Genomic DNA, 23,385 nt, shown 5'->3' on the forward strand with positions numbered 1-23,385 from the left:
TGAAGTGATTATGTAAGTTAAATAAGCTAGATGAATTCTGAATTCTTTGTTAAATTAGAGCTATCTAGTAAAACAGGGGGAGATGAAGTGAAAATAGTATTTATCGTAACTGGTATTATTTTGGCTGTTTTAATAGGCGTAAAATACGGAGGATATAAACCGGTCGACAATGAAGCCGAATCTGGAAAAAAACAAGAGAAAGTAGAAGCGAAAGCTGTTCAAGATACGGTCAATAATGAGAAAAAGGAAGTAGACAAGCAGCAGACAGCCAAAATTGGCGGAGTTCAATATGATATTGGGATTGATGACAGTAGTTCACAAGATGCGGTGATCGAGGTGATGCATAAGATGACACATCAAAAAGTGAAAGCGAAAGAAAAATGGGGAGCCATTCCTATGATTCCCGATACGATTAATCAAGTCTATGACATTGTGGAGAACAGTAAGTTCGAACAAAAAGATGATTTGCTAGCCATTTTAGATAAATGGAAAAAAGGCACCTTTTCTGAAGTAGATGATGACCACAACTATTTCTGGACATACCAAGGCGGGACGATCGGTAAAGCTTATGGAATTATGAGCAAATCAGAAGAAGAAACGTTCATCCTGAATAACTTCGAAGAAGATATTGTACGTGAAGTAAGCTCCCAGCACTAATGGGAGCTTCAATATTCAGTTACAACTTCATTCTGTTATTTCTAGTTCTCTAAAAACCTATCAATCTTCGACAAAATCTGGAGAGTGACAGGCATGGAAATTTAATATCTTGCTATTAAGCTATTGCTTCTAAATTCGCCCATAAAATGGTTAAATTCGCTCATTAAAGCCCAAAATCCGCCCATAAATCTCGAAGATCCGCTCATAAAACTCAAAAATTCGCCCATTAAAGGGTCAAGTCGTTTAATAAATCATAAATGCGCAACTATTTAAGTGTAATTTTACACAAAATATCATTTAAACGAGCTCCCTCATGAGTAATCCCCACAAAATTCAGATCCTTATTACGTAGTTATTGCTTCCCATATTTTCCGGCTCTTATTTGCGGATTCACTGCTTTTATTTGCGGATCGTCTACGAAATATTGAAAACTCTATTAAAATGCCCTGGGAGACGCTATCCTCTCCAGGGCATTTTTCAATTTATTTAAAATTCTCTTCCCCCTCCCCTGTCCTTTTTACCGACTTTTTTCTATATAGATGGTGAAAGGTGGTGAGAGACAATGGCACTAGCGTTATTAGAAGTAACGAAGCTTCGCATCGTATTTGAAGCGGGCATGGATGACGAAGGAAATCCCATCCTCAAAGCGAAAACGTTTAGCAATGTCACCAAGGCAGCTACTGCGGATCAATTATCGCAAGCTGCACTAGCAGTTGCAGTTCTATGCAATGACACGCTAAATAAAGTGGAGCGGAATGATAGCATCGCAATTGTAGGTTAATAGTCTAACAAAATAATAAAGTGATGGGAGGTGAAATAAATGGCAAAAACATTGGAATTGCAATTTGCCACGGAGTTTGGAAAGACGGCGAGCCTTTCCGTTGATAACCCAAAAGAGCCGATTGATGAAGAAGTCGTAAAATTATCGATGGCGCAGATTATTGCATCTGAAGTTTTCACAACTAGCAGTGGCAAGTTTGTAGCTGCAAAAGGAGCAAGAGTGATCGACCGCAATGTGACGGATTACGTGATTGCCTAATAAAAGTGAGAGGCCGGATTCATTATGAACCCAGCCTCTTTTTATCAATAGTGGAAGGAGGAGAGAAAAGTGGAACAGTTGATTCCAATTATCAGCCAGGTGGGATTCCCCATCGTTGTGACGCTTTATTTGTTTACCGTATTGAAGCAAAGCTTGATTTGGTCGTCCAATCGATACAGACACTTCCTGAGCGGATGAGGGAGCGAATATAAAAAAGAGAAACCACCTAGCCTCTACTATCAGGCAGATCCAAGGTGGTTTCTTGTCTTTATTCTTTCATTTTCCACAATCTAAAAACCTACCAATCTTCGACAAAATCCGTGGCGTGACAGGCACTAAATTTGATTGAGTTCTCTTAAAGAAAAAATTTCAATGTCTGAACAATAAAAGTGTAAGGTATCATCTTCGTAGTCTATCACTTCATATTTCTTATTTCCCCAACCTCTCTCCCTTATATCGTAAATCTCGATTGACATTTGATGATAAATACCCCCACTTTCAAAATTGATACTCTTAGGGTTGTAGAATCGAAAGCAGGCAATATATTGTTTTTCTTTATCCTTAATAATAAAATCTATGTCGAGTAAACAATTGTCTTCAAAAGACCTATTTTGAAAGTTCAGAAAGAATCCAACAATACACTCTATATTTTGTAATGAAAAATCTTTTATTTTATCAGTTATAAGGCTAATATTTTTTATCAATTTGAATCACTTCCTTGGTGAATCTTAATGGTTATAAAATCGGCAGGTTTAGGCCGCCACGTCTCTACGTGTAAAAAGGAGCCAGGAAATCAGATTGAACACGAGGAAATAGACAACGAGCACTCCGATGGAAAAGGACAATGTCATTCCCTCTTGGAAAGGACGTCCGGTCAGGTACTGGGTGAGATCGGTGTTGGCGAACAACAGGTACTTGCTCCAATCGAACCGCTGCAGTGCCTCCAGAACAATATTACCCGCAAACAAGGCGCCGATGGAAAACCCGATAGCCATCGCGCTGCTTCGGAAGGCGGACGAGATCATAAAGGCCATGGTTACGTACATGACAGTAGATACACCGTTAAGCATATACGTTTTCCACAGATTGAGGACCATATTCCTTTCGACGATTTGCCCTTCCGCATTCATGCTGATCAACGGTAGATCCATATATCCAAAGCCGTATAAGATTCCGTTGACCGCGACGGATAGGACAAACAGAGTGAGTAACAACAGCATGCTGAACAACAGAAAAGAGATATACTTGGACACGAGGATCTTGACCCGGTTGGCTGGCCGGATGAGCAGCAGCTTGATGGTGCCAGATGAAAATTCGCCCGCCAAACTGTCTCCCGCAATGATGATGGTAAAAATGGTAATCACGATCATCAGATTGGCCGAAAAGTTCACACCATCCCACATCGTGCCGACCGTCGAGCGAATATTCTGCTCCAAGTGATAGTCGTTGACGGCAATCTGCTCCAGGTAGAACATTCGATCCTCTTCATCCAGCTTGGGCTGCTTCAGAATTTTGCTCCATTGCTGCTTCTCCTGCAGCAGTTCTGCCCGCCAGCCTTCCCCTTGCGCCTTTTTTCCATCGGAATGCCATTCAATGATGTTGACAAAAAGCACAAAAGCGGCCATAAGTCCGACCAGAATCCACGTTCGCCCCCGTCGGTAAATCTTCATATTTTCATTGAGTACTAGATTAACCAATTTGTCCACCCCCCGTTATTGCCAAGAATCGATCTTCTAGAGACTGGGAAACCATTTGCACGCCATAGATACGAATATGGTTCTGCATCAGCCCTGCAAGAATATCCGGGATGTGTTCCCGCTCGGTGGTGACCTCGATGATCCCCTCCTGAGCGAGCTTGACCTCCTGAACCCCATCCATCTGCCTCATGGTCACCAATGCCTGTTCCGCTGGCTGTGCTTGGATTAGATACGTTTGAACTTGATCGTTCCCTTGGGTAAAATGCTGAACCGGCATCACATGGACTAGCTTGCCCTGCTGGAGGATGGCGACCCGGTCGCACATGAGCTCCATCTCGGACAACAGATGGCTGGAGACGATAACGGTGATTCCTTCCGTACGGGTCAAATGCCGCAAATAATCGCGCAGTTCGCGAATCCCTGCCGGGTCAAGACCGTTCGTCGGTTCATCGAGAATCAGCAGGGAAGGCCGATGCAGCAGGGCCTGAGCGACTCCCAGACGCTGGCGCATGCCGAGCGAGTACTTTTTGACTTTGTCATGGATGCGGTTTTCCAGCTTGACCAGCGACACCACTTCGTCAATCCGTTCCTTAGTTACCCCCGGTACCATGCGGGCGTAGTGAACGAGATTATGGTACCCGCTCAGATACTTGTACATTTCTGGACTTTCCACGATGGCGCCAACGTGCCGGATCGCTTGCTCGAATTCGGTTTTGATATTTTTCCCCTTAATCAGTATCTGTCCCTTAGTGATCGACATCAGTCCGACGATCATCCGGATTGTGGTTGTTTTACCAGCCCCATTTGGACCAAGAAAGCCGAAAATTTCGCCTTGCGGTACGTCAAATGTAAGATCGTCGATGATGGTGGTCCGGCCAATCCGTTTAGTCACATGACTCAAGCTGATAATAGGTTCGTTGCTCATACATGTCCTCCTTTAATGATTAATTTGGACGTTTCGTCCTTTTGTTCACAATGCCTTATTAATCTTGGATGTCTTCATTACTTCGGTATTCTAAAATATCTCCAGGCTGACATTCTAAAGCCTTACAAATCGCTTCTAAAGTTGAAAGCCTAATGGCTTTTGCCTTTCCATTTTTCAATATAGAAAGGTTAGCCATCGTGATTCCAACCCTCTCCGAAAGCTCTGTTACGCTCATTTTCCTTTTCGCCAGCATCACATCAATATTGATTATCATTGCCATTGTTATCACCTCAGACGATTAAGTCATTTTCCGATTTTATATCAATCGCTTCTTGTAAAAGTCTTTGAAGAACAGCAGCGAATACTGCGATTACTATTGAAGCAAAGATAGGGATTATTCCGATTATGATGAGACCTGGGGCATCGTCTAGATCTGCGACGAGATAAACAAATGGCAAAATTACCACAAACAAACCACTGATTGTCATTGCACAGATTTTAATATTCAATAGAGCTTTAACAGACAATTCAGAGAAAGCTTGGTTCTTGTCAATATAGCTTAAAAGTTTGAGAGCCTGATACAATGCAACGAAAAACGGGATCACTGAAACATACATACCTATTAAAATGGGATATAGGATATGGGCATAATCTAGATTTACTGAATTCTTAGCTAACCAAGGCAACCCAAATATACACAAAGCAAGAACTGGAGTTCCAATAAGAAAAACAGCCATCCTTAAAAATAGTGTTGATCCTCGTTTCATAAAAAGCACCTCACATATTTATTGTCTATTTGAAATTTAACACATTATTTATCGATATTCAATAAACTTTTATTATTTTTTATAACATTTTTATTGATAAACAAACATTAATTTTAGAATAGAATAAAAAACATTCCTTATTACAAAGAAACGCTCTATAAATTCACACTATTCAATTTATAAGCCTTGATAGAAACAGATGATGATGATGATTAATTCCACTCTCCAGTAAAGAATAATTGAATAAAATGTATAGATTAGGGGATTCTAAGAACACTATTCAGATAACAAAAGGAGACTTCATATGGTAAAACTCGTTTTATGGTCTTTCTTTTTAATACCTTGGATTTCCTTATTCTTTTTAAATAATTTAAATAAATCTGCTCTTCGTAGATTTATGCCTGTTGCCTTGTTTGCAACTGTGATAAACACAATAATGTATCAAGTTGCTTGGACATATGACTGGTGGAAGTACAAAGAAACTCTATTTGCATGGGATAAAGTAGCCCAAATACATACTGTATATGGAGTTTTTTTAATTGGAACTATTTGGATATTTTATCTTACGTTTGATAAGTTTTGGGTTTATTTAATTGTTAATTTGATTGTAGATTGTATCTATTCGTTTGGTTTTAGAACTTTATGGAAAAAACTCAAAATTACAACTGCTGGAGGAAACTTATCGCCACTTGAAGGGATTTTAATAATGACAATAATAGCTATTATTCTTTATGGTTATCAAAAGTGGCAAGAAGGACAAATTGGTGGAGAAAATAAAATTAGAGAGGAATGAACGTACTCCCAGGTTAAAACGTAAAAAGCTAAATTATGTACCTGATGACTATATAAACAACCTCACCCTTTACGGGCCTGAGGATGTTTATATGGTCATTTTTATATGATTATTTTACGTTTCACGTAAGATAGGAAGGGTACAACAACGGAAGGAGCCACCAGATTTAATGATTTCTGTGATATCCACTTCAATAACTTGAAAACCTCGGTTACGAAGCTGCTTGTTTACCTTCTCGTTGACCGGCAGACTTAATACCCGTTTGTCCCCGATACTCAATACATTTGTACCCAATTGAAATTGTTCTTCTTCCGAAACTTCAATTAATTCATAGCGTGAAGCAAAAAGCTCGATGTCCTTTTTCGTTAAGGCATTGGGGTAAATAAGGGCCACATCAGGAGAAACTACATTAAATATACAATCCAGATGCAGGTATTTTGCTTTAAAATGGATGGGAATGACATTAAATTGATTCAAAAGACGCTGTAATTGATCAGCAGCTTTTTGGTCCGTTCGATTGCTGAGCCCCACGTAAATTCTTTCCCGATCAATCACAACATCTCCGCCCTCAATTCGTTCCTCGGCTAAATTATAATAAGAGATTTCTTCATCCTCCAACCATTGTTTTAAAACGTTTTCCTCCCCTGCCCGAACATCCGTTGCCATATTAGCAACAAAGATTGTTTCCCCTAGAGTAAAACCAATATCCCGGGTAAAGACCTGTTCAGGATATTTCTTATGATAAGGCAATAAAATAACTTCGATGCCATTCTGCTTTAGCGTTTTGACAAAATTATTGTGCTGCTCAAGCGCACGTTCAATATGGATACCTTCATTCTTAAAATGCTCTTGCGTTTCATTAATTACTTCGCGGATCGTCATATATTGAGGCTGACAAAGGATTACTCGTTTTAATACATCGTATTCACTCATGCAAAAAGTCTTGTTGTTTGTCTTTGGGATTTCTGCCATTTTGCTGCCCTCCGGAATTCTCTTTTTAAAATAGGTTTTCCTAATCTATCGTTAATATTTACAAACAGAGACAATAGGAAATCTCCTTGCATCATAGGGTCTTTAATGAGGGAATTATCAGAGGATAAAATTACCAAAATGTGCATATTTTTGTTTTTTTAAAACATAATAAAAAAACAATGTTGGTACATTAGGAGATTGTTGTAGATGCGTAGTAAGTGGAGAAAGCCTAAAAAAATTCAATCATTATTTCAAAATCAAACATCTACTGACTCTAAAGAAAGGAAAGCTCCATCACCAAAACCAGAAGATGTTCTATTAGATGATTTGAATGAAAATATTACTAATCTAAATTCCATTTATGAGAATTGTCCCGATGTTATTTTTCACTCCTTCTTAATAGGAGGAAAAGAGAAAGCAGTGTTAATTTACATTGAAGGCTTAGCGGATGCAGAAGGGATTAACGATACGATCCTTTCCCCACTTTTGAAGGAATCTGGAGAGCAAAATTCTGAAAATACTTCCTCTAATCTGAAACAAAAGATTTCTAACTCTAATATTAGTACAGTAGAAACATATACAGATGTGATTGATCAAATTTCATCAGGAAACCCTGTCATTCTTATAGACCAAAAAGGTGAGGGATTTTCTGTCGGTTTAGCAAAATGGGAAAAAAGGGCAATTGAGGAGCCATCTGCTGAATCCGTAATACGGGGACCGCGCGAAGGATTCATCGAATCCATCGGGGTGAATATTGCTCTCCTTCGACGTAAAATCAAAAGTCCAACGTTTAAAATAAAAAAAACGACAATTGGCAGATTAACCAAAACAAGTGTAGCAGTAGCTTATATTGATGGAGTAGCAAATCAGAATCTCATCACGGAGGTTGAAAATCGCCTAAATCGAATTGATGTCGATGGGATATTGGAAAGCGAGTATATTGAGGAATTTATTGAGGATAATCCGTATTCTCCTTTTCCCCAAGTATTAAATTCGGAACGGGTGGATGTTATTTCATCCTATTTATTGGAAGGACATGTGGCAATTATAACAGATGGCACTCCTTTTGTACTGGTTGCTCCAACCACGTTCTATTCTCTGATCCAAGCTTCAGAAGATTATTATCAACGTCCAATTATAAGTACAGCTATCCGCTGGCTTCGTTTTTTATTTATCGTCATTTCGCTTTTGCTCCCTTCTTTATATGTAGCCGTTTTATCGTATCATCATGAAATGGTTCCAACTGCACTTTTAATCAGTATGGCAGCGTCACGTGAACCCATCCCATTTCCCGCCTTAATCGAAGCAATTTCGATGGAGATTATGTTTGAGATTTTAAGAGAAGCTGGAATTCGCTTGCCCAAACAGATGGGGGCAGCTGTAAGTATTGTCGGAGCACTAGTGATTGGACAGGCAGCAGTTGAAGCAGGAATTGTTTCTGCCCCTATGGTAATGGTTGTTGCTGTAACAGGAATCGCTTCGTTTGGCATCCCTAGATATAATGCTGGAATGGCTCTTAGATTGCTGCGCTTTCCCATGCTTATCCTAGCAGGAACGTTAGGATTATTGGGAATTATGCTGGGGGTCATTATGATTGTTACCCACTTATGCACATTACGTTCTTTTGGGGTACCGTATTTGTCTCCCATTGCACCGATGAAAGGAAGCGAAATGAAAGATGTATTTTTTAGACTTCCAAGGTGGGCTTATTCTTCCCGCCCTCATTTGACAGGGGATTATAACAAGTACCGTCAAGCTCCTGATCAAAAACCAGGTCCAACTCATGGGGGTGAATAAATGATTGAAAAAGGGAAAATTTCATCTTTTCAACTGGCCATCATGATGCATCCTACCATCTTGGCTACTGCTCTACTGATCCTTCCTTCGATTACAGCAGCCAAAGCAGAGCGTGATATGTGGATATCCCCTGTTTGGGGTTCCTTCTTTGGTTTTTTGGCTGTATGGATTGCTTATGAATTACATAAACACTATCCAAGAGAAACGATTATTGAATATAGTAAACGTATTATTGGAAATATCCCTGGAAAGATCATTGGTTTTTTATATCTATTTTTATACTTACATATAAATGGCATTGTGATAAGAGAATATGGAGAGTTTATCTCGGGTAACTTTTTGTTTCAGACCCCTCAGATGGTCATTTTAGGAAGTATGACACTCGTTTGCGCTTTCGCTGTCCGCGGCGGATTAGAAGCGATCGCTAGAGCGGCGCAGCATTTTGTCCCTATTGTGATATTACTCTGGTTGACGCTTGTCCTTTTCCTTATCAAGGATTTGGATCTAACCAATATGCTCCCTATACTGGAAAAAGGTCTCAAGCCTTCCTTTTTAGGAGCAGCCTCCCCAGCATCCTGGTTTAGCGAATATATTCTTATCGCCTTTTTTCTACCTTATTTATCGGATCAGAAAAAAGGATTATTATGGGGAAACCTTTCCGTACTCAGCGTAGTATTTATTATGGTTCTAACCAATTTGACAGCCCTTTGTCTATTTGGTGAAATAACTGCCGATTTAAGTTATCCGGTAATGAATGCAGGAAAATACGTTAGTATAGCGAAATTTTTTCAACACTTGGAATCGATTGTAATGGCACTATGGGTATTAGGAACTTTTATAAAAATTTCTGTATTTTATTATGCTTTGGCACTAGGCACCGCTCAATGGCTAAAGCTTTCCAATTATAAACCCATTGTATTTCCACTTGGCTTCCTTTTAATTTTATTCGCTCGGTGGTCTGCCCCTAATCTGACAGAATTAAAAAGTTTTCTTGGAACTTCTAGTGTCTTTTACTTGCTATCGCTGCAAATAATCCTTCCTGCCCTTCTGTTATTCATTACTCTCGTACGTAAAAGAGTGGAACAAAGGAAGGGATTAAAAGATGAACTCAAGGGTTAATCTAAAGATTTGTAAAACCTTCGTGATGGTATTGATGTGGCATACACTTTTTTTCCTTACCGGATGTTGGGATCGCCGTGAAGTTAATGATGTGGCGATTGTCCTAAGCACAGGAATTGATTACTATAATGAAAATGAAATTGAGCTTTCCGTAGAAATAGTTATACCAGAGACTATGAGTGCGGCAATAAAGGAAGGTGGAGGAGCTCCAGGTTCACGAACATCGTTTGTTGAATCTGCAACTGGTGAGACAATGGCTGAAGCTAGATCGAAGCTGCAGCAAAAAATTGCTCGTAACTTGTTTTGGGGGCATGGTTCTGCAACCGTAGTTGGAGAAGAACTAGCGGAAAAAGGAATCCGAGAGCATATGGACTTCTTTTCACGATTACCAGAAGCTCGATTAAGAAACAATGTTTTCGTAAGTGAAGGAACGGCTAAGGATCTTATTTCAAGCCTGCCCCATTTAGAAAATAGTTCCTCAGAGACCCTTACTGAATTAGCCCAATTTCAGATAGGAATGGATATTACGATGAGTGAACTGCTGCAAATGTTTGCAAGTGAAACAGGAGGAGCGGCATTGCCTATGGTTACAAGTATTTCCTCCAAAAAGGATGAAGGAAAAATAAAGGATAAAACGCAATTGATGCTAAGCGGTACCGCCGTGTTTAAAGGAGATAAAATGGTTGGGACCTTAGATGCATCAGTCACAAGGGGATTATTATGGGTAAGAAATGAAATTAAATCTGCGACCATCACGGTTGATGTAGAAGAGGGGGATGGCAAGGTCACAGGTGAAATGATTCGTTCCTATACGAAGCTGATTCCACGAATTGAAAATGAAACATGGAAAATAACGATTAATTGCAAAGTAGAGGATGATGTGATTCAAAATGCCAGCACCTTGGACTTAAGAGATCCTAAGAGTATGAGGATGCTTGAAAGGAAAATTGAAGAAAGTATAGAAGGAAGAATAAAGGAAGCGGTTGAAGAAGTACAACAAGAAATGAGAGTAGACATCTTTAACTTTCATAGAAGTTTTCAGCGTAAATACACGAAAGAGTGGCAATCAGCTAAAGTAAAATGGGATGAAATTTTTCCAACTGTTGAAATAGAGTATGATATTGATGTTAAAATTCTACGACCAGGCCTTTCTACTGATCCACCTGCAGTACCGAAAAGTGAGGTGGAAGATATATGAAATGGGCGATTGTTTTTGCGTTTACAATCGCTTTAGCCCTCATGTTTTTATACGAGTGGCCAAAAATAAAGTCAAAGGAAAAAAAAGAGAAAATTGCTTTTGTATGCCTGCTGGCAATGGGGTGGATTCTTAGTTTCATTCTTCTCTATTACCCGGATACGCCCGGACCTTCCTATTTGGTAGATAGAATCTACAAGCCATTGGGGAAATTACTTGAATAATCAAGTTGTGGAAACTTCACAACAAAAGGAGAAGAGAAATTGTCTGATGATGATTACTCTTCTCCTTTTTTCGTTCCCTTTGTTATTTAAAATGTTTAATTATTTTCATTATTATTTGTTATAAGGGGATGATTAATGCCCTATTCAAATACACTCCAATATGCTATAGGAGATAGAAACCGCCCAAATCACTTTTGTCACTAACCGACAGCCGTTCGACTATATTCCATATAGGCTATACTAATCAAACGTTTAGTTAAAACAGCTTCAAGTACTGATTTATAAGAACCCTCCCTGCCAAGCAAGAATGAAAATTGTCGATAACTGAAAGTATATTCCGCAGGAAATAACCCAACTTTCCACAAAATCAGATAGGTTTCTATTAAACTTACATAATTCTATTAATTGCCTGTCAATTCCCTACTACACAAACGTTTGATTAACAGTGGCCTCAGCACGCACCACTCCTAGTTTTATCCCTCTAACATCTGAAAAGCTTGTCGAGAGATGTCTTCACCAATCCTAGTTATAGGCAAGCCAAGGATAGACATCCTCTTCATACGAAGTCATTCTTCCACCTGAGATAATGAGCAAGTCGAAATCCTCAAGGGATGGAAAACAAGCTTCTTCATCCAAATGGGTTGAAGTAATAGAATGGCCTCTTTCCTTTTCCCATGATTCTATATTTCCTAAATCACAGAGTTTATCGTTTTGAAGATAATGAATTCTCACAAAAACATCTCCCCTATTCCAAGGCATTAATGAATTGAATCATATATATTTTTTGCTAATAGTAAAAAGGTTACGGCAATGAACAAGGCTCGAACATAACGGCTTCCTTTTTTAATGGCAAATTTCGATCCGCACATCGCTCCAGCAATTCCAGCAAGTCCCATTGGCAATCCATATGCATAGTTGACTTGGCCTAAATACATAAACATCAATAATGCAGCAATATTACTACCAAAGTTCAAAAATTTCGCGTTACCCGCTGCCTTTATAAAATCAAAGCCAATCATTAAAAAAGCAAAAATCAAGAAGGAGCCTGTTCCGGGTCCAAGAAATCCATCATAAAAACCAATCGCAAAAATGAAAACCATGAACAGTATTAAATGGCGTATGGATAGCATTTTATAAGTGGAAGTACTTCCCCAATCTTTCTTGAAAATGGTATAAATAGCTACAGCTGCGAGCATAACCAGCATCAATGGCTTTAGCACTTCGGGGTTCATTAAATGAACCGTAAATGCCCCGACCATCGAGCCAATAAAAACGAGTGGAAATAGCTTATACTGTGACGAAAAATCGAGTTTGCCGGAACGATAAAACATAAGTGTGCTCGTCAAGGAGCCCATTGTTCCTACTAATTTATTCGTAGCCACTGCTGCGGCCGGATTCAGACCTGTGAATAACAATACAGGCAATGTAACTAGACCGCCACCCCCTACTACTGAATCAATAAAGGCAGCTAGAAATCCAAAAATAATCAAAAATAGTAATAAAGATGGTTCCAATTCGAATTGCATCCAATCATTCCTCCCGACATTAAAAACTTAGAATATAACTAACTTGTAAAGCATCCGTTATTCTCTTGTACGATAAAGACACGACCCATCAACTTATTTATTAGCTATCCTTTTCACATATTTGTATTTTCTTAAATTATAGAAGTAAACTATATATAAATAAAATTAAAATTTTATATACTTATTATAAATAAAACTTATGGATAAGGATGATAAAATGAGCCTTTCAAAATATGAGGTTTTTAACACGGTTGTTGAATCAGGGAATCTTACAAAAGCCGCGGATGTATTAAATTTAACTCAGGCCGCTGTTAGTTATTCAATCGCAAATTTGGAATCTGAACTTGGTTTCACTCTACTAATTAGAAGTAGGTCCGGTATTACCCTAACTAGTAACGGAGAAAGGATACTAAAATATATACGAACGATTCTACATTGGGATGAAAAAATGAAGCAAGAAGTTGCTTCAATCAACGGACTTGAGGTTGGTACAGTTCGGATAGGGGCGTTTACAAGTGTTTGTATTCAATGGTTGCCTAAATGTATCAAGCATTTTAAAGAAGAACATCCCTTTATTGAAATTAAGATTTTTCAAGGAGACTATGAAGATGTTGATATGTGGATAACTAACGGAGTGATTGATTTTGGTTTTATTACCTTGCCTTCATTAAAATCTTTTGAAACGATACCCCTTAAAAAAGACAGGATATTGTGTATCATTCCAAACAATCATCCCGTCAGTAATCAAGAAAAAATCGGCATAGAACAATTAGAGAATGAATCTTTTATTGCAAACCACGATATAAAGCGTCTATTAAAAGGGACAGGTATTACTCTTAAGCAGAGTTTTGATATGATTGACGACCACGCTATTGTAGCAATGGTAGAAAATGAATTAGGAGTAAGCATCATGCCTGAATTAGTTCTGCAAGGTATATCGCATAAACTTAGGGTTCTTAGTCTAGAGCCTGAACAGTATCGAATGATTGGGATTGCTGCACTAACTCTAAAAGAACTCTCGCCTGCTGCGAAAAAGTTCATTGAATATATAAAAACGCAAGTAGACTCAGACTAAGAGTTTAAGGAAGAAGTAAAGTTAAAATAGTCAATTCCCTAAATCTAAGGTGTTAGGAAGGGGAATTCTATGTGGATTTTTAAGGCTGCTACATTTGCAAATTATAAGGAGGCACACCTTTTAAGGTAATGCCTCCCATTAAGAGAACTTTAGATTTCATTTGTCTTTTTTACTTTTTTAGTTGATACGGTACAGTCGTGATCACTACATCCCTATGGCGGAGAAACCAAATTCGCAATTGAAGGGCAGTTTGATTATGTAACAAATTATGCCACATTTTTTACAGTCTAGAACACCCAACAGATGAAGCATGAGAGCTGTTCCCATGTCCTTCCATCAGCAATTCTTGTCTTCTCCCACAATCTAAAACCTATCAATTTTCGACAAAATACGAGGAAAGGAAGTTTAGCCATCTAGACGATTTAACATATGATCCTCTTTAATAGAAATAAAAGTAAATAAGTATGAATATTAAAAGGGTTTACGATTAACGAATTACCAGTGCAATCGGTCGAATAGGACTTCCGCTTCCTCCCGTTATTTTTAGCGGAGTTGCAATAATGATAGCACCTCGGGGAGGCAGCAGATTGACGTTTGCCAGTTGGGCAAGACCATAGCGATTGGCTCCATGCATATAATGGTGACTAGGAAATGGCGGATCAAATAAAGAAGCGAGTCCGGCATCCGTACCAACCGTTTCAACACCTACTCCCAGAATGTCGCGTTCGTACGCAAGAAAACGGGAGGCTTCAGGTGAAAAACCTGGAGTATGCGACATACCATCCGAACAGATATTAAAGAATTTTGTAGGATCCTGCCCATATTTACCCCACCCCGTATATAAAACAACCCAAGATTGCTCTGGTATACGTCCATATTCCCTTTCAAATAAAAGGATATCGTCTTTCGTCAGAAGATAGTCTGGATTAGCAGCGCATTGCTCTGTTACATCAATTACACAGGCCTCGCCAATCATATTTTTGATTGGAATGGTATCCACTCCGTCTTTTTCGCGTCCGGTAATCCAATGGTTAGGTGCATCGAAATGAGTTCCCACATGCTCTCCTGCCACAAAATCGTTCCAATACCAACCCGGTCCTGCTTCGTCATAATTCGATAATCGCAGATACTTAAATCCCCCGGTATTGGAAAATGGCTCCGGCAATTGAATAACAGGTATTTGTTCATTGAGAGGTTGAGCCAAATCAATCACTTCAATGTTTCCGTTTACAATATCTTTTAGCAGGTTTACCAGTATAGCAATCACTCCCTTGTTTGGAATCTACAATTTTTTTGCTTTTTACGTCCCTTCTTTATTAACTGCAAGCAAGTATCATGATGTTGCAGTTAACCTGCCCCCCGGGGCCTTATAGCTGGGTCAACCAAATCCAACCCTGAATCGGCGCACCATATCTGGACAAACCAATTATGGTGAGGAAAAATCATGGGAAAGCTAATTTTTTAATTTAAACATAAATTTTTGGACGGCAGTTCGATTTTTTGAAGCAGTCGAAGACCGCTAATATCTTTCGATCGCCTGATTATACAAATCTTATTAAATTCTTACTCAACAGATTTCAAATTTTTGTGAATAACTTTAATTATTTATACAATCCAGCCGGTGGCAGCTTGTATGCCGCAACAATCGTCTTCGATTGCGTATAGTGATCCAATGCTTCCTTACTATATTCTCTTCCAACACCACTGTCCTTATAGCCGCCAAATGGTGCACCTGACTGGAAGTTAAAGTATTGGTTAATCCAAACACTTCCTGCCTGTAGCTTATTTGCAGTGTTTAAAGCATTTTCGAGGTTTTCAGTCATAATACCAGCCGCAAGACCATAGTCAACGTCATTTGCCATCTTGATGACCTCATCTACATCGCTCCAATGAGTAACAGTAGCTACTGGTCCGAAAATTTCCTCCTGGGCAATTCTCATTTTACTTGTAGCTTCAATTATTGTTGGCTCAATAAAATATCCATGCTCGTTACCCGGAACAGTAACTCGATTACCTCCATAGACGATTTTAGCTCCTTCTTCTCTTGCTATATTAAAGTAACCAAGAACACGCTTACCTTGTTTTTCATTAATGAGTGTACTTAATCTAGTTGATGGATCCGTAGGATCGCCAATTTTAACTTCTTTTGCTCTCGCAATTAATTTTTCAATAAACTCATCATAAATATCATCATGGATAAAGAGACGTGTTCCAAGAATACAGCTTTGTCCGTTAAAGAAAGTATACCCGAGGGTCGCATTTTCTACAGCACGATCAATATCTACGTCTGGAAAAACGATGTGAGGTGCTTTACCCCCAAGTTCCAGTGTTACGGGCAGCAGTCTTTCCCCTGCTGTTTTACCGACCAAACGTCCTACACCAACACTTCCAGTGAAGGCAAGTTTGTGTATATCGGGATGATCAATAAGTGCTTGTCCTGCTTCTGTACCATAACCTGGAACAATATTAACTACTCCCTTTGGAAGAATCTTGTTCAGCAATTTAGCGAACTCCATTGTAGAAAGACTTGCATCTTCTGCAGGTTTTAGTACTACTGTGTTACCTGCGGCAAGTGCCGGAGCTAATTTAAAGGAAACCATAATCATAGGTACGTTCCATGGAGTAATTTGCGCACAAACACCTAGAGGCTCTTTCTTAACAATTAGATGACCATTTTGAATAGGCCTAGAAATGCCTTCATGGGTTAAAATCGCGGAAGCAAAATAACGGAATTGATAAATGGCAAGCTTATAATCCAGGTCAAATTCGTGAATAGGGCGACCAGTATCCAAACATTCAATCATTTTTAAACGAACTTGGTTTGCTTCTAGAAGATCAGCAACCTTATGAAGTAAAGCTGAACGTTCCTCGATAGGCGTATTAGACCACCCTATAAACGCTTCGTTAGCAGCTTTTACAGCACGGTCCACATCTTCTTTTCCGCCTCTAGAAATTTTTGAAAGCAATTTTCCGTTTGCTGCGTTGATAGCATCAATATAACCATTAGAAGGTTCTACAAATTCGCCATTAATAAAAGGACCATATTTTTCCTCAAGTTTAAGATCTATAACCTTTTTTTCACTGGCAGTCAGCATTAAATCTACCTCCAATTTTATATTTTTTCTTAAGATTCTTTACAGTATTGTATTAATCATATCTTGTCTTAGCAGAAGACCTAGTTCTCACACTTATACTTCTATTTCCATTTTCATATTTTTATTATTTAAATAAACATGGGGAATAGAAACATCTAACACAGTAGTTCTGCCTTCCTTAACAAGTTTCATAGCTTTCTTTACAGCATCCTTTAGTTCAGAACGTTCTTTTACCTTAATTGCGTGAGCCCCACCGGCGGCCTCAGCAATTTTAGCATGATCAGCTGTTGGATCAAAGTTCACCCAAAACTGTTCTGTTTCATTAGCAACACCATGCGGATGAACACCCAATGTTGAAATCTTTGGTGCCTTCCAGCCAGAATTATTGTAAATGACCTGTAAAAACGGGGTGTTATATCTTTTAGCAATCCAATGCACAGTAGAAGGAATACTGAAAAAATAGGAACCATCCCCAGTTAGACTGACAATCGTTTTGTCAGGCGTAGCTAATTTCATCCCTATTGCTGCGCCACCATTCCATCCCAAAGAACCGGCACCACTTGCATAATAAGAGCCTGGTGTACTTACTCCAATATGATTAGTTATTACTCCATAATTTGTAATACCTTCATTCAGAACAATTGTGTTTTCATCAATAACTTCTCTTATACAAGCAGTCAGGTACTCTGGTGTAATGAAGTCGCTCTCTGCTTGTTCGATACGTAGCTTTTCTTCATTTTGTCGATAGTGAATGTCAGAGAACTTCTTCCAACGCTTGGACACGATGTCTTTATCTATTACACTATTATCTTCTAGGTATTGGTTTATCTGCTGAAGAGCTATATATGAATCAGCTTTAAAGAAGATCTTTGAAGGGATATACCACAAAGGCATTTCTTCTTTTAATGGATCGACGTCGATATAATAAATAGTCGCTTCATCCGATGGCTTGTTTTTTGTCTGTATCCACGGAACATCACTATCTAATACAAGCACAAAATCTGCATTAGCAAGTAATTCATTTTGCTCAGTATTCCAATAAGAACCACAATGCATTGGGTGGTTTGTCGGAAAATTCATGTGATGTGGTATCGATTCAATAACAGGAATTGCCAATTGTTCGCTTAAACGGATAAGTTCTCCGACCGCCTCAGTATTTCTGCCCAAATAGGATGTTACAATAAGTGGATTGTTGGCTGATAACAAATCCTTAGCTAATTCTGCAATTTTTTGCGGCGAAATTGCTCCTGGTGAGATAGGTTTCCAAAGTTCGCTATTAATACTGACTGGTTCAGTTTTCTCTTCCATAGCTTCCCGAGGTCCCATCAAATAAACTGGCCCCATCGGATGGCTTTTCGCAATTTGGAGTGCACGATAAACAAGCTGCTTCACATTGGCACCTGTTCTAATTTCATTATCATATTTTGTATATCCACGTACAATGCCGCGTTGATCAAAAACATCTTGAATCCAGTGGATGAATTCGTTCCGGCTTCCAGTTAGCTCGTTTTCTTGCGTGTATGGGGAAGCACCAGCAAAAATTAAAACAGGAACCCTACTTTTAGATGCATTATGGATCGCTCCACCTAGGTTTTGTGTTCCACACTCCACATGAACGATAACCGCCTGAGGTTCACCCGTCGCTTGAGCATAACCATGTGCAGCACTTAAAGCTACAAATTCGTGAGGGCACGTAATAACTGTTGGTAATTTCTTATTTTCCTTTTTAGCTATTGCCAAACTTTCGATGATAGCTGGATGATCACTCCCTAAATTAGCAAAGATATAGGAAACACCCGCTTCTTGTAATGCTTCTAAAAATGCAGTGCCAGTTGTATACAATTCAAATCCCCCTTACATTAGTTTTTTAATAGACTTTCTATTTCCTTACAACTTTTTTTTCTTTTAAATTCGAGGTTTACATCAGAACCGACTTTCCTAAATCTTATCATGGAGATAATGGTTAGATATTATTGTTGTCTCTTTAGAGGTGCTATATCAATGATGAAGGCTGTCTTTTTGATGTTAACTGGTTATTTTATTTTGGTTATGATCTTCAACTAAATCTTTAATTCTGAATTTTTTGAAATAGACGACTGTTAAGAAGATAAGCCATGGAACTCCGATGATCCACGAAACTCGAAAGTCTTTGCTTACTCCCATTGTAATTAAAATGGCAGCTATTAAAATCACACCTATAATTTGCAACCCAGGGAATAAAGGGGCTCTTACTGGGAGCTTATGGTCACCCTTTTGTTCCCATTCTTTTCTAAAGCGTAAATGGCTTAATAATGTAAGCATCCAGACGAAGAGTGCTCCAAACAAGGAAATACCGAATAAATAGTTATAAGCCATCGGGCTAACTTTTGCAATTAATGCGGCACATATGATTCCTAAACTTGAAAGTGTTAGTGCATTAACCGGTGATCCGTTTTTCGAAAGTTTCCCAAGTGATTGAGGTGCATAGTTACCTCTAGATAAAGAGAAAATCATTCTTGTTGTTAAATACAAATTCGTATTCATACTTGATAAGGCTGCGGTTAAGACAACGAAATTCATCACGCCTGCCGCATACCTAAAGCCAATGTGGTCGAAGACTTTCACGAACGGACTTTGTGCGATTTCCATAGCACCGGAATCCACCCAAGGTACAACCGCAAGCATTATCGCCATTGCAAGAAAGTAGAAAATAATTAACCGGAATACCATCGTTCGCATCGCTCTTGGTACAGCGGTTTGCGGGTCTTTTGCTTCCCCGGCTGTAACGGCAATGACCTCTACACCGACGAAACTGAATATCGCCATCAGTACAGCCATCCAAACACCGCTGAAGCCATGCGGAAGAAATCCACCATGCTTTGTATAATTTTCAAAACCGACTGCAGGTGTTCCAATACCTATTACAGTCGAAACACCGAATATAATAAAGGCGACAATCGCGATAACTTTTACCATTGCAAACCAATATTCAATGGTGGCGAAATTCTCAACAGAACGAGAATTCACATAAATAAGGATAACTCCAAATCCTAGTGTCCATACCCAGACAGGGATTCCTGGGAACCAATAGGTCATATATATTCCGACTGCTACGGCTTCTCCGCCAACAGCAATGACTTGAGCTGCCCAATATGTCCAACGTGAGGCAAAGCCGGCCCATCCTCCTAAATACTTCTCAGCATATACCCCAAAAGAGCCAGCTGTAGGATACGCAACAGCCATTTCAGATAAACTGAACATCATAATAACAGCGATGCAAGCGGCAATAACATAGCTTAAAATAACTCCTGGTCCAGCATAATTAATGGCAATCGAGCTACCCATAAATAGACCGGTACCAATTGCTCCACCTAAACCAATCATCGTTAGCTTGCTTTTCGACAATCCCCGATGCAGTCCTGATTCGCGCTCAAGTAATTTATCCTTCATCATTCATTCCCCCTTCATGGTTCGCAATATTCTAAAAACTAAATTCATTCCGATATTTGCCTTTTCAGCAAGCGAGAGCAGCAAAGATCGAGTGTTTTTCCTGCTAGATAAATGGAAAAAATAGTGATGATAGAACTTTGAAAACTAAAAAGAATTCCTGACACAATAACAACAATTCCATTGATAAGAAACATAATTTTACCAACTGTGAACCGTGGCCAAAGTTTGTTGATCACGATAAACGCAATGTCTAATCCACCTGTTGAACCGCCTGCGAGTAATACCAATGCAAGAAATGCCCCATTTAAAATGCCTCCTGTGACAGCGCCAACAATGGGTTGTTGAAATCCAGTTAAGGATTCAAACAATGATAAAAAAATGGATAAAGAAAACATACCGCATAGGCTGTACAAAACGAATTTCCAGCCGACAAAGCGGAATCCAAGAAAAAATAGCGGTATGTTCAAAATAAAATAGACTATCCCGAGTGAAAGTGGCACAAAATGTGCAAAAATAATCGCGATACCACCAAGTCCAGGGGCTATTATGTCATTGGGTTTCATAAACAAATAATAAGCAAGCGCCATTACAGCGGTTCCGGAAATAATCAAAAAAATGTCAATAGCGGTTTTATAAATGTATTTATTATTTTCCATCTTTCATAAGTTCCGCTAACATGTCGATCGCTGCAATAACTTCATTTTCCGTATTGTAAAAGTGAGGAGCGATTCGTATGACATCATTTCGTGCTGAGACGATAAAGCCTCTTTCTTTCATTTGGTTTTCGAATTTCGTCGCTTCTCCTACAAAAATGGCTGTATTAGCAGCCTTTTCATCCAAGTTTTCTGGGCTTGCAATTTTCAACCCTAATTCCTTTGCGTGAGTAATTGCTTTATGCGATAATGTTCGCAAATAGTTTTCGATATTTTCAACACCGATCTTCAATAGTATTTTTATTCCAGTATCTGCAGCATAAGCATTCACCATTGGTGGGGTTCCTGTTTCAAATCGTCGGGCTCCCTCAGCGTAATCCAGAAGCTTAACATTAAAATCGAAAGGATTTATCCGTCCGAACCAACCTGTCACTGCTGGCTTAAGCTCATTGGCAATTTCCTTTTTCACATACAAAAATGCAATACCAGGAATACCTAGAAGATATTTTTGAGAGCCAGTTGCTAGAAAATCGATGTCCATTTCTTTCACATCAATTTGTACACAACCAGCAGACTGGTAAGCATCGACAAATAAATAAGAGCCTTTTTGATGGACAATCGAAGCAATCTTTTTTAAGTCTTGTTTAAAGCCGTTATAATAGGAAACATGCGGAATGGATGTAATTATTGTTTGTTCATCCACAAATTGTTCATAATGCTCTAATGGCACGGTATTATTTTCGCTTGGAATAAACTGAACTTGAGCGCCTCTTTCTTGTTGAGCGAGCCACACGTGTCCGATGCTTGGAAAATCAATTTCCGTTGTGAAAATTTTATTGCGTTTGCTTGTAAAGGATAAAGCGCTCGCAATCGATGAGGCACTATCCGAAACGGAAGAGAGTACAGCAATTTCATCTGGTGAAGCATTGATTAGCTGCGCAAATGAAGCTTTTGCCTGTTCAACGTGGTTCATCCAGCCAATCCAATCCATCCCTTCGTTATTCCAGCTATCGACGTATTCATTGATGGCAGCCTTTACTTGAATACTCATTGCACTTTGCGAACAGCTTGACAATTGAGTCATTTTATTTAAAATGGGGAATTGCTCTCTTTCTTTAGTAAATGGAAATGTCATAATTTTCCCTACCTTTGTTTAGTTTGAGGTGATTAAAACATGGATGTTTTAACAAATGAATCATATTTATCTCCCTGGATTGAAGATCTTCCTTTTTCATGGGAGACCTTCCAACAACTTGGTCAAAAAATGCTTCTAAAAAAGCACGAATATCTCTTTCATCAGGATCAACCCACGGACCATGTATATATTGTTGTTGAGGGGCGAATCCGTCTTTTCATCACCTCTCCGTCTGGAGATGAAAAGGCAATTGTGATTATTGGCAAGAATGGATTGATCGGAGAGTGCGGGATTTTCAACATTCCCTCATACAATTCCAGTGCCATAACAGCTAGCAATGCATCCGTTATTAAGGTTCCAAAACATTGTTTTGAAGCAGCAATGAAAGACGATTACCATATTACAAAGCAAATCTTGATCATCATGGATATGAAAAATCGCATACTTGCTTCCCATACAATGATGCTTAGCAGTTACTCTGCAGTGCAAAGAATTTGTTACACACTATTACAGCTAGTCCATACATATGGAAAGAAAACAAAAATGGGTGATGTGATCGACCTCCGTTTTACCCACCAAGAACTTGCTAATTTGGTCGGTACATCTCGTGTTACTGTTGCAAACACAATGAAGATGCTTGAGAAAGAACAAATTCTTGCAAAGGTTGATAGTAATTACGTAATTACTGGTGTAAAACAGTTAGAAAAATGGGTGATTACTAGTTTCTGATAAGGATCAAAGCTAATAAAAATCGAGACGAAGTAATATTCTTAATTGATACTAATATACTTCTTGAAAGCGCTTTTATCAGTAAAGTACTTTACACTTTTTATTTTTTTTGAATATTTGATTAAGATAGCGTGAGTGGATTTATTTGATAAGCTAGTAGGTTATGTACAAAAATTGGTTCTGGGGCAAGGGTCACTAATTAAAAAGTGCCCTTGCCCCTTATTTGCATCATCAAAAAGTGACGGAACATAAAATGATTCCCATATTATTCTCAAAAGAACCAAATAAGACGCTTATGCGTTCCACTTTGGTTTTTTATAGGTTATTTTTCCTTAGAAGATTTCAAAGCTCCTAAATGCTACAAAAGTTTTTAGTGGGTTAGTGCCTGGACCACCAGAACTGTCCGAAGCCACTGAAAAAGTCACTTTTTTTTACGACATTTTATCACCACTGAGTCAATTTATCCAAAAAACCGCTGTTTTTTTTCAATAATATGGTAAACAAGTGAAATAAAAGGGTTAATTAAGAGGATAGCTTATTTGCTATCCTCTTAAGATT

Annotated in this window: 24 protein-coding genes and 1 pseudogene; 11 read left to right on the plus strand and 14 right to left on the minus strand. The window is 38.8% G+C overall.

The annotated features are described in order from the left end of the window. Positions 1 to 87: 87 nt before the first annotated feature. The 4 genes and pseudogenes from J7E66_RS03245 to J7E66_RS03260 all read left to right on the plus strand — a co-directional run bounded on the left by J7E66_RS03245 (position 88) and on the right by J7E66_RS03260 (position 1,908). Positions 88 to 657, plus strand: coding sequence for a DUF6241 domain-containing protein (locus tag J7E66_RS03245; protein ID WP_214998011.1), 570 nt, complete (start codon positions 88 to 90; stop codon positions 655 to 657). 562 nt (positions 658 to 1,219) lie between these two features. After that, positions 1,220 to 1,438: a DUF1659 domain-containing protein gene (locus tag J7E66_RS03250; RefSeq protein WP_098932547.1), complete on the plus strand. Its 219-nt coding sequence runs from the start codon at positions 1,220 to 1,222 to the stop codon at positions 1,436 to 1,438. A 39-nt stretch (positions 1,439 to 1,477) separates the two neighbouring features. Then, positions 1,478 to 1,696 carry a DUF2922 domain-containing protein gene (locus tag J7E66_RS03255; protein ID WP_214730988.1) on the plus strand — a complete coding sequence of 73 codons (219 nt, stop codon included), beginning with the start codon at positions 1,478 to 1,480 and terminating at the stop codon, positions 1,694 to 1,696. A 69-nt stretch (positions 1,697 to 1,765) separates the two neighbouring features. After that, positions 1,766 to 1,908 (plus strand): annotated as a pseudogene (locus J7E66_RS03260) (YvrJ family protein). A 123-nt stretch (positions 1,909 to 2,031) separates the two neighbouring features. Here J7E66_RS03260 and J7E66_RS03265 read toward each other — a convergent pair. The 5 genes from J7E66_RS03265 to J7E66_RS03285 are packed head-to-tail and all read right to left on the minus strand — an operon-like array spanning position 2,032 to position 5,085. Further along, positions 2,032 to 2,400 (minus strand): hypothetical protein, encoded by a 369-nt coding sequence (locus J7E66_RS03265; RefSeq protein WP_214998012.1) that lies wholly within the window; start codon positions 2,398 to 2,400, stop codon positions 2,032 to 2,034. A 48-nt stretch (positions 2,401 to 2,448) separates the two neighbouring features. Beyond that, complete coding sequence (locus J7E66_RS03270) at positions 2,449 to 3,393, minus strand: ABC transporter permease (protein ID WP_214998013.1); 945 nt, start codon at positions 3,391 to 3,393, stop codon at positions 2,449 to 2,451. Continuing rightward, positions 3,386 to 4,318 (minus strand): ABC transporter ATP-binding protein, encoded by a 933-nt coding sequence (locus J7E66_RS03275; RefSeq protein WP_214998014.1) that lies wholly within the window; start codon positions 4,316 to 4,318, stop codon positions 3,386 to 3,388. The genes J7E66_RS03270 and J7E66_RS03275 overlap by 8 nt, the downstream gene beginning before the upstream one ends. Before the next feature lie 58 nt (positions 4,319 to 4,376). After that, positions 4,377 to 4,598 (minus strand): helix-turn-helix domain-containing protein, encoded by a 222-nt coding sequence (locus tag J7E66_RS03280; protein ID WP_214998015.1) that lies wholly within the window; start codon positions 4,596 to 4,598, stop codon positions 4,377 to 4,379. A 10-nt stretch (positions 4,599 to 4,608) separates the two neighbouring features. Further along, positions 4,609 to 5,085: a DUF2975 domain-containing protein gene (locus J7E66_RS03285; protein WP_214998016.1), complete on the minus strand. Its 477-nt coding sequence runs from the start codon at positions 5,083 to 5,085 to the stop codon at positions 4,609 to 4,611. Between the two features lie 304 nt (positions 5,086 to 5,389). Between J7E66_RS03285 and J7E66_RS03290 the strand changes: the two genes are divergently transcribed. Beyond that, positions 5,390 to 5,878 (plus strand): hypothetical protein, encoded by a 489-nt coding sequence (locus J7E66_RS03290; protein ID WP_214998017.1) that lies wholly within the window; start codon positions 5,390 to 5,392, stop codon positions 5,876 to 5,878. 114 nt (positions 5,879 to 5,992) lie between these two features. Here J7E66_RS03290 and J7E66_RS03295 read toward each other — a convergent pair whose 3' ends face one another. Continuing rightward, complete coding sequence (locus tag J7E66_RS03295; protein ID WP_214998018.1) at positions 5,993 to 6,850, minus strand: dimethylarginine dimethylaminohydrolase family protein; 858 nt, start codon at positions 6,848 to 6,850, stop codon at positions 5,993 to 5,995. A 207-nt stretch (positions 6,851 to 7,057) separates the two neighbouring features. Between J7E66_RS03295 and J7E66_RS03300 the strand changes: the two genes are divergently transcribed. Genes J7E66_RS03300 through J7E66_RS03315 form a run of 4 tightly spaced genes read left to right on the plus strand, consistent with a single transcriptional unit; the run spans position 7,058 to position 11,185 of the window. Then, positions 7,058 to 8,647: a spore germination protein gene (locus J7E66_RS03300; protein ID WP_214998019.1), complete on the plus strand. Its 1,590-nt coding sequence runs from the start codon at positions 7,058 to 7,060 to the stop codon at positions 8,645 to 8,647. Continuing rightward, positions 8,648 to 9,766 (plus strand): GerAB/ArcD/ProY family transporter, encoded by a 1,119-nt coding sequence (locus tag J7E66_RS03305; RefSeq protein ID WP_214998020.1) that lies wholly within the window; start codon positions 8,648 to 8,650, stop codon positions 9,764 to 9,766. Beyond that, a complete protein-coding gene (locus J7E66_RS03310) occupies positions 9,750 to 10,964 on the plus strand; it encodes a Ger(x)C family spore germination protein (RefSeq protein ID WP_214998021.1) in 1,215 nt (404 codons plus the stop codon). Before J7E66_RS03305 ends, J7E66_RS03310 begins: the two co-directional genes overlap by 17 nt. Next, positions 10,961 to 11,185, plus strand: a complete 225-nt coding sequence (locus J7E66_RS03315) for a hypothetical protein (protein WP_214998022.1) — start codon at positions 10,961 to 10,963, stop codon at positions 11,183 to 11,185. The genes J7E66_RS03310 and J7E66_RS03315 overlap by 4 nt, the downstream gene beginning before the upstream one ends. 522 nt (positions 11,186 to 11,707) lie before the next feature. Here J7E66_RS03315 and J7E66_RS03320 read toward each other — a convergent pair. Both J7E66_RS03320 and J7E66_RS03325 read right to left on the minus strand, forming a co-directional pair. Next, on the minus strand, positions 11,708 to 11,917 hold the full coding sequence (locus J7E66_RS03320) for a type 1 glutamine amidotransferase family protein (protein ID WP_214998023.1): 210 nt from the start codon (positions 11,915 to 11,917) through the stop codon (positions 11,708 to 11,710). A 26-nt stretch (positions 11,918 to 11,943) separates the two neighbouring features. Further along, on the minus strand, positions 11,944 to 12,711 hold the full coding sequence (locus J7E66_RS03325; protein WP_214998024.1) for a TSUP family transporter: 768 nt from the start codon (positions 12,709 to 12,711) through the stop codon (positions 11,944 to 11,946). Between the two features lie 217 nt (positions 12,712 to 12,928). Here J7E66_RS03325 and J7E66_RS03330 point away from each other — a divergent pair, with 217 nt between their 5' ends. After that, a complete protein-coding gene (locus J7E66_RS03330) occupies positions 12,929 to 13,786 on the plus strand; it encodes a LysR family transcriptional regulator (protein ID WP_214998025.1) in 858 nt (285 codons plus the stop codon). A 487-nt stretch (positions 13,787 to 14,273) separates the two neighbouring features. On the opposite strand, the gene J7E66_RS03335 is transcribed toward J7E66_RS03330, so the two are convergent. The 6 genes from J7E66_RS03335 to J7E66_RS03360 form a co-directional block, all read right to left on the minus strand. Then, the gene (locus tag J7E66_RS03335; RefSeq protein WP_214998026.1) at positions 14,274 to 15,053 is read right to left on the minus strand and encodes a cyclase family protein; all 780 of its coding nucleotides are present in this window, start codon (positions 15,051 to 15,053) and stop codon (positions 14,274 to 14,276) included. A gap of 334 nt (positions 15,054 to 15,387) precedes the next feature. Next, complete coding sequence (locus tag J7E66_RS03340; protein WP_214998027.1) at positions 15,388 to 16,881, minus strand: aldehyde dehydrogenase family protein; 1,494 nt, start codon at positions 16,879 to 16,881, stop codon at positions 15,388 to 15,390. A 93-nt stretch (positions 16,882 to 16,974) separates the two neighbouring features. Continuing rightward, positions 16,975 to 18,723: a thiamine pyrophosphate-requiring protein gene (locus J7E66_RS03345; protein WP_214998028.1), complete on the minus strand. Its 1,749-nt coding sequence runs from the start codon at positions 18,721 to 18,723 to the stop codon at positions 16,975 to 16,977. Between the two features lie 183 nt (positions 18,724 to 18,906). Next, on the minus strand, positions 18,907 to 20,313 hold the full coding sequence (locus tag J7E66_RS03350) for an amino acid permease (RefSeq protein WP_251032734.1): 1,407 nt from the start codon (positions 20,311 to 20,313) through the stop codon (positions 18,907 to 18,909). Between the two features lie 41 nt (positions 20,314 to 20,354). Then, a complete protein-coding gene (locus J7E66_RS03355) occupies positions 20,355 to 20,966 on the minus strand; it encodes a YitT family protein (protein WP_214998029.1) in 612 nt (203 codons plus the stop codon). After that, on the minus strand, positions 20,956 to 22,098 hold the full coding sequence (locus tag J7E66_RS03360) for an aminotransferase class V-fold PLP-dependent enzyme (protein WP_214998030.1): 1,143 nt from the start codon (positions 22,096 to 22,098) through the stop codon (positions 20,956 to 20,958). Before J7E66_RS03360 ends, J7E66_RS03355 begins: the two co-directional genes overlap by 11 nt. A gap of 39 nt (positions 22,099 to 22,137) precedes the next feature. Between J7E66_RS03360 and J7E66_RS03365 the strand changes: the two genes are divergently transcribed. Next, positions 22,138 to 22,827: a Crp/Fnr family transcriptional regulator gene (locus J7E66_RS03365; protein ID WP_214998031.1), complete on the plus strand. Its 690-nt coding sequence runs from the start codon at positions 22,138 to 22,140 to the stop codon at positions 22,825 to 22,827. Positions 22,828 to 23,385 lie beyond the last annotated feature (558 nt).

This window comes from Bacillus sp. ISL-7 (genome assembly GCF_018613065.1).

Coding starts and splice junctions, on each gene's coding strand:
- J7E66_RS03250 (WP_098932547.1), top strand. CDS start 1,220: ATGGCACTAGCGTTATTAGAAGTAACGAAGCTTCGCATCGTATTTGAA.
- J7E66_RS03255 (WP_214730988.1), top strand. CDS start 1,478: ATGGCAAAAACATTGGAATTGCAATTTGCCACGGAGTTTGGAAAGACG.
- J7E66_RS03275 (WP_214998014.1), bottom strand. CDS start 4,318: ATGAGCAACGAACCTATTATCAGCTTGAGTCATGTGACTAAACGGATT.
- J7E66_RS03280 (WP_214998015.1), bottom strand. CDS start 4,598: ATGGCAATGATAATCAATATTGATGTGATGCTGGCGAAAAGGAAAATG.
- J7E66_RS03285 (WP_214998016.1), bottom strand. CDS start 5,085: ATGAAACGAGGATCAACACTATTTTTAAGGATGGCTGTTTTTCTTATT.
- J7E66_RS03290 (WP_214998017.1), top strand. CDS start 5,390: ATGGTAAAACTCGTTTTATGGTCTTTCTTTTTAATACCTTGGATTTCC.
- J7E66_RS03295 (WP_214998018.1), bottom strand. CDS start 6,850: ATGGCAGAAATCCCAAAGACAAACAACAAGACTTTTTGCATGAGTGAA.
- J7E66_RS03300 (WP_214998019.1), top strand. CDS start 7,058: ATGCGTAGTAAGTGGAGAAAGCCTAAAAAAATTCAATCATTATTTCAA.
- J7E66_RS03305 (WP_214998020.1), top strand. CDS start 8,648: ATGATTGAAAAAGGGAAAATTTCATCTTTTCAACTGGCCATCATGATG.
- J7E66_RS03310 (WP_214998021.1), top strand. CDS start 9,750: ATGAACTCAAGGGTTAATCTAAAGATTTGTAAAACCTTCGTGATGGTA.
- J7E66_RS03315 (WP_214998022.1), top strand. CDS start 10,961: ATGAAATGGGCGATTGTTTTTGCGTTTACAATCGCTTTAGCCCTCATG.
- J7E66_RS03325 (WP_214998024.1), bottom strand. CDS start 12,711: ATGCAATTCGAATTGGAACCATCTTTATTACTATTTTTGATTATTTTT.
- J7E66_RS03330 (WP_214998025.1), top strand. CDS start 12,929: ATGAGCCTTTCAAAATATGAGGTTTTTAACACGGTTGTTGAATCAGGG.
- J7E66_RS03340 (WP_214998027.1), bottom strand. CDS start 16,881: ATGCTGACTGCCAGTGAAAAAAAGGTTATAGATCTTAAACTTGAGGAA.
- J7E66_RS03350 (WP_251032734.1), bottom strand. CDS start 20,313: ATGATGAAGGATAAATTACTTGAGCGCGAATCAGGACTGCATCGGGGA.
- J7E66_RS03355 (WP_214998029.1), bottom strand. CDS start 20,966: ATGGAAAATAATAAATACATTTATAAAACCGCTATTGACATTTTTTTG.
- J7E66_RS03360 (WP_214998030.1), bottom strand. CDS start 22,098: ATGACATTTCCATTTACTAAAGAAAGAGAGCAATTCCCCATTTTAAAT.
- J7E66_RS03365 (WP_214998031.1), top strand. CDS start 22,138: ATGGATGTTTTAACAAATGAATCATATTTATCTCCCTGGATTGAAGAT.